Annotated in this window: 11 protein-coding genes; 1 reads left to right on the top strand and 10 read right to left on the bottom strand. The window is 62.5% G+C overall.

What is annotated here, in order from left to right:
• The 10 genes from NKH35_RS30000 to NKH35_RS29955 all read right to left on the bottom strand — a co-directional run.
• Nucleotides 1–374, bottom strand: a 374-nt coding sequence (locus NKH35_RS30000) for a hypothetical protein (RefSeq protein ID WP_352917329.1), incomplete at its 3' end; no start/stop codon positions are given.
• A gap of 544 nt (nt 375–918) precedes the next feature.
• Entirely contained in the window at nt 919–1,830 is a 912-nt protein-coding gene (locus NKH35_RS29995) for an ABC transporter permease (protein ID WP_023727826.1), read from the bottom strand.
• Nucleotides 1,827–2,927: an ABC transporter permease gene (locus tag NKH35_RS29990; protein ID WP_352560039.1), complete on the bottom strand. Its 1,101-nt coding sequence runs from the start codon at nt 2,925–2,927 to the stop codon at nt 1,827–1,829. The genes NKH35_RS29995 and NKH35_RS29990 overlap by 4 nt, the downstream gene beginning before the upstream one ends.
• Entirely contained in the window at nt 2,924–4,447 is a 1,524-nt protein-coding gene (locus NKH35_RS29985) for an ABC transporter ATP-binding protein (protein WP_352917327.1), read from the bottom strand. The genes NKH35_RS29990 and NKH35_RS29985 overlap by 4 nt, the downstream gene beginning before the upstream one ends.
• A 3-nt stretch (nt 4,448–4,450) precedes the next feature.
• Nucleotides 4,451–5,548 carry a BMP family ABC transporter substrate-binding protein gene (locus NKH35_RS29980; protein WP_198029759.1) on the bottom strand — a complete coding sequence of 366 codons (1,098 nt, stop codon included), beginning with the start codon at nt 5,546–5,548 and terminating at the stop codon, nt 4,451–4,453.
• A gap of 26 nt (nt 5,549–5,574) precedes the next feature.
• Nucleotides 5,575–6,954 carry an amidohydrolase gene (locus NKH35_RS29975; protein WP_023734811.1) on the bottom strand — a complete coding sequence of 460 codons (1,380 nt, stop codon included), beginning with the start codon at nt 6,952–6,954 and terminating at the stop codon, nt 5,575–5,577.
• Nucleotide 6,955: 1 nt separating this feature from the next.
• Nucleotides 6,956–7,615, bottom strand: coding sequence for a glutathione S-transferase family protein (locus NKH35_RS29970; RefSeq protein WP_023699368.1), 660 nt, complete (start codon nt 7,613–7,615; stop codon nt 6,956–6,958).
• Nucleotides 7,612–8,457 (bottom strand): aromatic ring-hydroxylating dioxygenase subunit alpha, encoded by an 846-nt coding sequence (locus NKH35_RS29965; protein ID WP_352917325.1) that lies wholly within the window; start codon nt 8,455–8,457, stop codon nt 7,612–7,614. Before NKH35_RS29965 ends, NKH35_RS29970 begins: the two co-directional genes overlap by 4 nt.
• Complete coding sequence (locus NKH35_RS29960) at nt 8,454–9,107, bottom strand: Rieske 2Fe-2S domain-containing protein (protein WP_023689147.1); 654 nt, start codon at nt 9,105–9,107, stop codon at nt 8,454–8,456. The genes NKH35_RS29965 and NKH35_RS29960 overlap by 4 nt, the downstream gene beginning before the upstream one ends.
• A gap of 157 nt (nt 9,108–9,264) precedes the next feature.
• Nucleotides 9,265–9,531, bottom strand: a complete 267-nt coding sequence (locus tag NKH35_RS29955) for an acylphosphatase (protein WP_023689148.1) — start codon at nt 9,529–9,531, stop codon at nt 9,265–9,267.
• 332 nt (nt 9,532–9,863) lie between these two features.
• Between NKH35_RS29955 and NKH35_RS29950 the strand changes: the two genes are divergently transcribed.
• Nucleotides 9,864–10,497 (top strand): helix-turn-helix domain-containing protein (locus tag NKH35_RS29950; protein WP_502907010.1); only part of this gene is annotated, 634 nt, incomplete at its 3' end.

Below are 10,497 nucleotides of genomic sequence, written 5' to 3'. Positions count from 1 at the left end.
CCGGCGGGCACCCCACTGCCCCCCCCGCCCCCGCCCCCGCCCCCGCCACTGCGCCCGCCGGGGGCGCCGCCCCCGACCCCGACCCCCGGGCCGACCGATACGCCGGCGCCGGCGGTAACGCCGCTGCCAACCGAGGCGCCGACACTGGCGGTGGTGCCGCTGGTGCCTCCGACCGTCGCTCCGGCATTGACGCCCTTGCTCCCGCCGACCGAGACACCGACGCCAAGCCCGCCGCCACTGCCGCCGACCGAAACACCCACCCCACCGCTGCCGCCGATGCCCACACTGAGCCCGCCCGCGCCAGCCGGAAAGCACAAAGCCACGGTAACCGCGCCGCCGGCCAAGACCTTTGTTAAACTTTTAAAGAAATCCATAACGCCGCTCCCTGTGTTGGTTGCCTGGACGCAGGTTGAACAGCATCCGTTACCAATATGATTACGCGAGTGTAGCGTTTTTAGTTTCTGCAAGAATAGGTAGTATTGGAAATCGTTGTTATGGCTTCTTGCGGAGACCGGAATATATATTTTGGAATTGGCGGAAAAAATCGAGGATTTGCGGTTAGACTCGGAACCTTAGACAGGCAGGACGAGTGCTCGCATGCGGGAATTTACCGGGCGCATGCCTCAGGCCATCTTGCGAAGCCGCTTCCCTAGGCTGCGGTGGAGGATGGACCCTCGAGAATGGGCTCGTGCTGAGGAAACGGGACGATCCAAGAACCCGCGACGATCTCCACCGGTGTCGGGCGCGTTGAGCGCCACATCGTTCCCCTGCTCGCAGTCGACGGCGTCAGCGCTACCCTCGCGGAAATACCTTCGCCCCGTTTGGCGTTTCTGCCCTTTGGATCGGATGCCGATCGTCCGCTGGCGTTTCGATCTCTTCAACTTACGTCGAGTTTCGCAAATCCGCTTTGCATCCCGGCTAACGTTCGAAGGGTTCGCCAAGCGAGGCGACACCGTTCAGCCTGAGCAAGCGGCGGTCCGCCGAGATGACACCGAGCACGACGATCGTAACGAGATAGGGAAGGCTGGAAAGCAGTTGCGATGGCAAGTCCAGACCGGTCGCCTGGGCGGCGAGGCTCATCAGCGAAACCGCGCCGAAGAGGCAGGCACCCAGGAAGATGCGGCCAGCGAGCCACGTACCAAAGACAACCAGTGCGATCGCGATCCAGCCACGTCCGGCAATCATACCGTCCGCCCAAAGGGGCGTGTACACCGCCGCCGCATAGGCGCCGGCAAAACCCGCCATCATGCCACCAAAAGCTATGGCCGCGACACGGATAGCGATGACCGGATAGCCGATGGCGTGGGCTGCCTTGGGATTCTCGCCGATTGCCCTCACGACAAGGCCGGCTCTCGTATAGGCAAACATCGCCCAGATCGCAAACGTCACGGCAAGGGAAAGCCATACGACGACGTCCTGGACAAACAGCCTGCCGACTACCGGGATTTCCGAGAGGCCGGGAAAGGCAAGTTTCGGGAGCCCCTTGACCGTCAAGCTCTCGTAGCTTTTGCCGAACAGCGCCGAAAGGCCTTGGCCGAGAATGCCGATCGCAAGGCCTGTCGCGACCTGGTTTGCCCGGAATCCGAGTGCCAGCACTGCAAAGACGAGGGACAGGACGGCGCTACCGAGGCCGGCGGCAACGAACCCCAGCAGGTGTCCACCGCCGTGGTAGACGACGATGAACGCGAGCACCGCGCCGAGGGCCATCAGGCCCTCTACGCCGAGGTTAAGAACACCGGCGCGCTCGACCACCAACTCGCCGAGCGCGGCAAGGAGAAAGGGGGTTGCCGCTGCGAGCATGCCCGAAATAATGAACTCGACGGCGTTCATGGCGGGCTCAGGTGATGGGGTCGGCGCCACTCGATGCGGTAGCGCACGAAGGCCACAGCGCCGAGATAGGCGAGCAGCAAGCTGCCTTGGAAGACGCGGACGGCGGCGATCGGCAGGTTTGCCGACACCATCGCATTGTCGCCGCCGATATAGAGGACAGCCATGAAGAGCGCGGAAAAGATGATGCCGACTGGATGCAACCCGCCGAGATAGGCGACAATGATGGCCGCATATCCGTAGCCGGTCGAGATCGAGCGCTGCAACTGGCCGAGCGGACCCGCGACCTCCGCCGCGCCTGCCAGTCCCGCCGCCAAGCCACCGATCAGAAGCGATAGCCAAATCGCACGCCCTTCGCTGAAGCCGGCGTAACCGGCCGCGCGCGGGGCAAGGCCGCCGACCTTGAGCTTATACCCCATGAAGCTTCGCTGCATGAAAACCCAGGCCACCAGCGAGAGCGCAAGTGTGATGAGCAGCGAGACGTTGACACGGGTACCGGTGATCAGGGTCGGCACCATCGCGTCGTTCTGAAACATGACGGATTGTGGGAAATTGAAGCCGGCCGGGTCCTTCCATGGGCCGAGCAGCAAGTAGTTGAGGACTTGCGCCGCAACGAGGCTCAGCATCAGAGAGACCAGGATCTCGTTCGCATTGAGCCTGACGCGCCAGAAGGCGGTGATAGATGCCCAAAGTGCACCGCCGAGGGCACCGAGAAGCAGCATCAGCGGCCAGATCCACTGCCCGGTCGCCTGCGGAAACCAGACGGGGATCGCCGAGGCGAAAATAGCGCCCAGGATAAACTGGCCCTCCGCGCCGATGTTGAACACTTTTGCGCGGAAACCGATCGCCAGCCCCTGAGCAATGAGGAGAAGAGGCCCCGCCTTCAGCAGCACCTCCGCGAACGATGCCCAGGAGAGGAACGGCTCGAGAAGCATCGCGTACAGGACGGCCGCCGGATCTCGGCCTATCAGCACATAAAGGCCCAGATTGAGGATGATCGCCATGCCAAGCGCGACAGCCGGGGCCAGCATGGCCGCGACGAGCGAGGCATGCTCCCGGCGGACGAGCGCGGGGAGGAACGGCGCGGCACGAACGCTCATGCAGGAACCTTCTCTGGCGAGGCATGTGCTCCGATCATGTATCTGCCGATGTCTTCGGGGCGCGCGTCCCGCGTGACCAGAGGCGGACTCAGCATTCCATGATGGAGCACCTGGATGAAATCGCAGAGTTCGAAAAGTTCCTCGAGTTCCTCGGAAATTACGAGGATCGCCACGCCCAGGTTGCGCAACGCGATGAGCCGCCTTCTGATGGCGGATGCAGCGCCAATGTCTACACCCCAGGTCGGCTGCGCCACGAAAAGCAGTTTTGGCGACAGCATCATCTCGCGACCGACGATGAATTTCTGCAAGTTGCCGCCGGACAGCGAGCCCGCTTCGGCATCCGGGCCGGAGGCGCGGACGTCGTACCGACGGATGCATTCGCTGGTGAAAGCCGTCGCTCCGGCGCTGTTGATGAGGCCGCGCCTCACGAGATCGAAAGGATGGGCGGTAAGAACGGTGTTGAGCACGAGCGACATTTCAGGGACCGCGCCGCGTCCCAGCCGGTCTTCGGGCACGAAGGCGAAGCCAAATCTCCTGCGCGCGGCCGCATCGAGTGTGCCTACGTCGCGGCCCATCATGTAGATCCGGTCGCGTTGTTCCTTCAGCAGCATCGCTTCGCCCGAGATGAGCGCGGCAAGCTCGCCTTGGCCATTGCCCGATATTCCGGCTATGCCAAGGATCTCGCCTGATCGTACCGTGAGGCTGATGCCGGAGAGCGGCGTGGCAAAGGGGTCGTCCGGCGTGTAGTCCATGTCGATTATTTCCAGCCGCTTCTCCCCCTCGGGCATGGCCAACGCGGGCATCACCTCGGGCATGTCGCGGCCGATCATCATCCGGGCGAGGTCGTGCGCATCATAGTCGCGCGGGTCGACGGTGCCGATAACGCGCCCTCCACGCAAGACCGTCGCCTGGTCACAGATCGTGCGAATTTCCTCCAGTTTGTGGGAGATGAACAGGATGGACACGCCGCGGTCGCGAAGGCGCCTGAGCGTGTCGAACAGCTTCTTCACCGCCTGCGGCGGCAAGACCGAGGTCGGCTCGTCGAGAATGAGCAGCTTCGGGTCCGTCATCAGGCAGCGGATGATCTCCACCCGCTGCCGTTCGCCGACCGAGAGCGCGTGCACATCGGCGAGAGGATCCACTTCAAGGCCGAAATCCTGGCCGAGGCTGCGGATGCGCCCCGCCAGCTCCGCCTTGCCGCCGGGGACGACGAGCTGGATGTTCTCGACGACAGTCAGCGTCTCGAACAGCGAGAAATGCTGAAAGACCATGCCGATGCCCCTGCGCCGTGCCTCAGCCGGCGAGGCAAGGCGCAGATGCTCTCCGTTCCAGACGACGGTGCCTTCGTCCGGCTGTTCAACGCCATAGATGAGCTTCATCAGCGTCGATTTGCCCGCCCCATTCTCCCCGAGGATCGCATGGATCGATTGGGACGCCACGTCCAGATCGATGGCTTGGTTGGCCCGGATCTGGCCGTAGCTCTTCGAGATGCCGCGGAGCGACAGAAGGGGCGGGGTCATGACTTACTTCGGCAGTGGTGTGGTGACACCCTTGACGTGCCAGTCCATCGCGACGATCTCGGGATCCGCTATCGTCGCACCGGCGGCGGCGGCTTCGCTGCCGTCGGCCTTGGTGATTGGACCTGTGAAGGGCGAGAAGCTGCCGTCGGCGATCTTCGCCGCCACTTCCTTGATCTTCGTCATCGTGTCGGCTGGGATATCTGAGTTCCAGTCCACGACCTCCACCACCTTTTCGGCGACGCCGAGGAAGGTGTTGGCGCCCTTGAAGGTTCCGGCCAGATGGGCATCCACGGAAGCCTTGAAGAAGGGCGACCAGTCCGTCGCGATGCAGCCGAGATATTTCTTCGGTGCATATTTCTTCATCGACGAATTGAGGTTGAACGCGTAGACGCCAGCCTCCTCGCAGGCCGAGATCACGGAGGGTGTGTCCTGCGCGTTCGAGAAGATCACGTCGCAGTTCTGTGCCATCAGCGCCTTGGCGGCTTCCTGTTCCTTGGCCGGGTCGAACCAGGAGTTCACCCAGACGACCGATACCTCGATATCGGGATTTACGGTCTGTGCGCCGAGCGTAAATGCGTTGATCGAGGTGATCAGCTCCGGAATGGCGAAGGCCGAGACGGAGCCGACCTTGCCGGTCTTGGAAAGAGCTGCGGCGGCTATGCCGAGCAGGTAAGTGCCCTGGAAATACTTCGCCGCGAAGGGCGAGAAATTCGGCGCAGTCTGGAAGCCGGAGGCATGCAGCACGGTGACCGCAGGATCGCGGCGGGCGATCTGTAGTGCACCATTCTGGTAGCCGAATGAGCCGGCGATCAGGAACTTGTTACCGTCGGCGACGGCCTTGTTCATGATCCGGTCGGCGTCCGGCCCTTCGGCGATGTTCTCGATGACGGTGATCTTCACCTTGTCGCCGTATGCGGCCTTGACCGGCTCGAGGCCGGCGGCGAGCGCATGGCCCCAGCCGACATCGCCGACCGGCGACGGGAGCACGAGCGTGATACCGAGCGGCTCGTCGGCCGCAAAGGCGGGACGGCTGCCAAGCGCGCCGGCAAGCCCTGTTGCGGCAAGGCCCTTCATCAGAGTTCTGCGGGTCAGATAGTTCAGCATGTCAGTTCCCCTGTCTTAAGTTGTTAGAATTCCACCGCGGCAAAAGCGGTTTCCGCGTCCGCAGCAAGCCGGGCCTCGTTCAGCCCGGTAAACGCACCCTTCTCCCAGACGATGCGGCCGTTGATCATGGTCATGTCGGTGGGCATGCCGATGCCGACCTTGGCAATCAGGCTCAATGGATCGTGGCGCGTGCCGACATAATCCATGCGGCGCGTGTCGATCGCGAAGAGGTCGGCGGCCATGCCGGGCGACAGTCGGCCGATGTCATTGCGGCCCAGAAGCGCGGCCCCGCCCGTTGTCGCATAGCCGAGGAAATCGGCCGGCGCAGGCACGGGATGAGCGCGCGTCGGGGCCGCCAGGCATTGCAGCATGTAGGCGGAATGGATGCAGTGCATGAGGTTGGAATTGTCGTTCGAGGCAGCACCGTCGCAGCCGAGACCGACGCGCAGGCCAAAGGCGGACATGGCGGGAATATCAGTCACCTCCGCACCCACCAGATAGACCGGCTCCGGGCAATGCGAGACACCGGTGCCGCTCGCCGCCATCAGCCGCAGTTCGTCATGCGTCAGCTCCCAGCAATGGGCATAGAAAGTGTCTCGGCCGGCAAATCCGAGGTCCTCGAGATAGTCCACCGTACGCATGCCGTGGCGGGCCTCGATGATCGGGCTTTCGCCCTCGCCGACATGGGTGTGCATCCGCACCCCGCGATCACGCGCCAGCGAAACCGATTCCACGAAGGTCTCGCGGTAGCAGTTGACCGGCTGGCAGGGAGCGACCACGACCTGACGCATGCTGAAGGGACTGGTGTCGTGATAAGTGTCGATGAGGCGTGCGCAGTCGGCAATGAATTCGTCCGTGGTCTCCAGCATCTCGTCTGGAATGGTCGAGCCTTCCGATTTTGGCAGCGTGTTGCCGCCGCGGCCGGCGTGGAAACGCATGCCGAGAAGGTCGGCCGCTTCGAACTGCCGGTCGATGAGCCGTTTTCCGGCATGGCGCGGAAAATTGTACTGGTGGTCGAAGGCCGTCGTGCAACCGTGCTTTATCAACTCTGCCATCGCCGTGATCGAGGCGTGGTAGAAACAATCCTCGTTGAGCCGGGAGAAGATCGGATAGATCCGGTCGAGCCATTCGATGACCGACAGCTTCGTCCAGTCGAGTTCGGCACGGTTGCGCACAAAGCACTGAAAGAAGTGATGGTGCGTGTTGACGAGGCCGGGATAGACGAACCAGCCGTCGGCATCCTGCACGATAGTACCGGCCGGCAACTCGCTTCTGTGCAGGCCTTCCCCGATTGCCTCGATCTGCGGGCCATTCGTCAGCACATCGACATTGCGCCGGACGCTCGGACCCCTGCCCTCGTCGGTGATGACCGCTGCGCAATTCTTCAGGAGATAGCCGGTCACCTCACGCCTCGTCCAGCATGGGTCGCGGTTCGGGCTTCAACTCGTGCAGCCGGTGGATACCGGGCATTTCGATGAAATTGTCGAGGCTGCGGAGCGCTCGCGACCAGAGCCGGATCGTGGGATACGGATCGAGGGAAACGCCGCCGTCGGGCGCGAGCGCGACGTAGGGAAAGCAAGCAATGTCGGCAATCGTCGGCCGGTCGGATGCGAGAAACCGATCGCCACGCATTTTTTGTTCGAAGAGGCCGGCTTCCAGCTCACGCAGTGCCGCTATGCCATTGGCCTGAAGCGCACCGATGTCACCGGGACGCAGCAGCATCTCATGCAGGCGCGCGCCGCCGAGGTTGGCGGTCAGCCTGTGCGAGAAGGAAAGCCATTGTTGGATGCGCGCCGTCTCCTCGGGGGCGCCGCTGCCGAGCCAGGCCGGTGCTGCCTTCGCGGCGAGATAGCCAAGCATGGCGGAAGACTCGGTCAGGATCAGGTCGCCGTCTTCAAGGATCGGGATGGAGCCTCCCGGATTAAGTGCCATAAGCTCGGGGCCGCGATGCTCGGCGCCGGGATGGAAGTCGACCGGGCGGATTTCGAGCTTCACACCTGACAGCGTCGCCATCAGGCGCACCTTGTAGCAACTTGGGGAGAGGATGTAGTCGTAAAGCTTCATTGTGCCACCAATTGCGCGCCGTAGGTATAATTGTGGCGCTTCAGCCAGCGGCGATAGGCGACCGAGGTCAGGTCGGCGCGCGTCGGGATTTCCATGCCGGGATCGAGCGGCAAAAGACGCGGGATCTGGTTTTCGAGGATCGAGCGGTCCTGCAGGAAAATCGTCTGCTGGAAATGGATGAGGTCGGTCTGTGGCGTCTCGTCATCAAAAAGCGCCATCCACGGCCAGACGTCGCAGAGATCCTCGGCAAGCGGCTGGACGAATAGCGCAATCACATCCCATTCGCCCGGGCGCGGCGGGCAGGTCTTGTAGAGGACTGAGCAGGTCGGAGCCGGCACGCGGTACATGTATTCCGTCGTGATACCTCCGCTCGCGGATTTCGCCGCCTGCGGCTGGTAGAACTTCACCTGGGTCGCCCAGACCTCATCCTCTTCCTCGCGGATATCGACCTTGTAGTTTTCGACCTCGGTATGTGGCTCCGAGCCGAGGATGTCGGTATGGACGAAGGGGAAGTGTGCGATGTCGAGGAAGTTCTCGACGGCGCGGAGCGGCGAGCAGCGCACCCGCACCACGCCGACATCGACGAAGCGGCGCCCGGGCTGGTCTGCCTCGGGAATTGGGAAGACCGGTTTCTTCGGTTCGCCGAGCGACGACCAGATATGGCCATAGCGCACCGAAACCGGCAGCACGCGCCCGTTTTCGCCTGTCACTTTCGCCGCGCCATCGGCGTCGAGCGCAACCTTGATCGGCTCGTCCATCAGGGTGGTCTCGCGCCCATAGCGGTCGAGCCGGCTGAAAAGCCCGACCGGATACCATTCGTCGCGCATCGCATCGTCGATCATGGCACAGCCCCTTTCGCCTCGATCCCTTCGGCCATGCGCCGAAGGCTCTCGGCGGCTCGCGAGGCGGCGATGCGCTCGGACGCATCGCAATCGGCTGGAACAAGGACGTGGATCAGCGTCTCGCCGGCTTCCTGCGGGATAGGCACCAGGCGGATTGCCGGCGCGCCGGGCGCCTGCCAGACGTATCCTTCAACGGTGGCCTTCGTACCGGCAGCGACCGAGAGTGCCGAACATCCGGCGCGGGCCGTCAATGAACGGAGCGGGACGTAACCCTCAAAAAGGGGTGGCTTGCCGTCAGGCTCTCCATCAGCGACCCAGATGATCCCGCCCGCCTCTTCGACCAACCGGGTCGCAACGCGAATCGTCTCCGGCGGCGTGAGGCTGGGATGGGCAGGAATGCGCAGGCACTGACCGGCCTGCGAATAGGTCCAGCCGTGATAGATGCAGGAGAGCGCCTCGCCGCGCACGAAGCCATGGGAGAGGCGCATGCCGCGATGCGGACAGCGATCCGCCGATGCCGCCAAGCGCCCCGATTGGCTTCGCCAGAGGGCAATGGGACCGGCGGGCGTCCGCCCCGGCATTACCTGTCCTGTTGGCAGATCCTGGGAAAGGGCGACCGGCACCCAGGTGTCCGTCTTGTCGGACAGCATGACCTTACTTTCCGTACTGATACTACTGTTTCCCGACCAGAGAGATGCCGGCGCAAGGAGTTGGCGAACCGCTCGATGCGGCTGACGTATGCATAATTATTTCGCAATTGCAATATTGATTAAATTAAGTGCAAACGGAGGGTAACCACACGCAAAGCTATATGTTTTTTTGCTCGACAGGCGCGCGGTCGATCGTCTCGACCCAGACTTCAATGGGCCCAAGCGAACATCCCATCTCCATCATGTCGATCAGTTCCGCCGCACCGGCAATATCGAGTTCGATGCGATCGGTGCTTGCATGAGCGATGTGGTGCGCGAGACCGAGCTTGGCCGCATGGCGCATGATCCAGGGCAGGAAGGACGCGGGTTCGAGGTGGCCGCGAATGGTCATCCGCTCATGCAAGCGGTGTTGACTTTGCTTCATCACGAACGGAACGCGCGCCTTGGTGTCACGGTCAGCAGCATAGCGTCTGACTGAACGGGCGGAAGTGGTAATCGACGCGCCAATAACACCGAATATCGACTGATCGCCCGTGCCTAGACCCGGGCACTCATGCATGTCGCCCAGAAGTGCCGAGGTTGTGGGACAACGACATGCATTAAACAAAGACTTCAAGCGGTCGCATGAATCCGTTCAGCGCGACGCTCTTTAGGGTTATCCAAGCTATTGTAATGCATCTGCCCTTCCCGAGAGATGGGTGACAGTTCATTCCGGAGACATGGGTTACACTTTCGGCCCTTTGCAAGGAGAGCAAGGTGCCTTGGAAGGAGTGTAACGTCATGGAAGAGCGGCTGAAGTTCATTGCCCGGCTGCTGGACGGCGAGAAGATGGCGGTGCTTTGCCGTGAGTTCGATATCTCGCGCAAGACCGGCTACAAGATCCTCACACGCTACAATGACAGTGGCCTTGAGGGGCTGACGGATCGATCACGCCGACCCTACCGCCACGCCAATCAGCTTCCGTTTCAAATCGAGAAGCTGATTGTGCGCCTCAAGCAAGACAAGCCGACCTGGGGTGCGCCAAAGATACGCGAACGGTTGGCCCGGCTGTATCCTGACGTTCACCGGCCTGCGATCTCGACGGTGCATGCGGTTCTCGACCGCCATGGCCTGGTCGAGCGCCGCAAGCGAAGGCGCAACAGGGCGATGGGAACACCACTTTCAAACGGCTATCGGCCCAACGATCTGTGGTGTGCCGACTACAAAGGCGAGTTCATGCTCGCCGATCGGCGCTATTGCTACCCGCTGACGATCACCGACTTCGCCAGCCGCTATCTCATCGCCTGCGAGGCGTTGTCGACTACCAAGGAAGCCTATGCCTTCACGGTGTTCGAGAGCGTTTTCAAAGAGTTCGGCCTGCCCAGCGCCATCAGGACCGACAACGGCGTTC

Source organism: Mesorhizobium sp. M1143 (genome assembly GCF_040318435.1).
In the GTDB taxonomy this organism is placed as follows: Bacteria; Pseudomonadota; Alphaproteobacteria; order Rhizobiales; family Rhizobiaceae; genus Mesorhizobium.
Note: the sequence above shows the minus strand (reverse complement) of the source record. Positions and strands in the feature narration are given on the sequence as shown.

What these genes read in the sequence shown, in the direction of transcription:
- NKH35_RS29985 (WP_352917327.1), bottom strand. Translation starts at nt 4,447, where the DNA reads ATGACCCCGCCCCTTCTGTCGCTCCGCGGCATCTCGAAGAGCTACGGC.
- NKH35_RS29995 (WP_023727826.1), bottom strand. Translation starts at nt 1,830, where the DNA reads ATGAACGCCGTCGAGTTCATTATTTCGGGCATGCTCGCAGCGGCAACC.
- NKH35_RS29990 (WP_352560039.1), bottom strand. Translation starts at nt 2,927, where the DNA reads ATGAGCGTTCGTGCCGCGCCGTTCCTCCCCGCGCTCGTCCGCCGGGAG.
- NKH35_RS29960 (WP_023689147.1), bottom strand. Translation starts at nt 9,107, where the DNA reads ATGCTGTCCGACAAGACGGACACCTGGGTGCCGGTCGCCCTTTCCCAG.
- NKH35_RS29955 (WP_023689148.1), bottom strand. Translation starts at nt 9,531, where the DNA reads ATGAAGCAAAGTCAACACCGCTTGCATGAGCGGATGACCATTCGCGGC.
- NKH35_RS29970 (WP_023699368.1), bottom strand. Translation starts at nt 7,615, where the DNA reads ATGAAGCTTTACGACTACATCCTCTCCCCAAGTTGCTACAAGGTGCGC.
- NKH35_RS29965 (WP_352917325.1), bottom strand. Translation starts at nt 8,457, where the DNA reads ATGATCGACGATGCGATGCGCGACGAATGGTATCCGGTCGGGCTTTTC.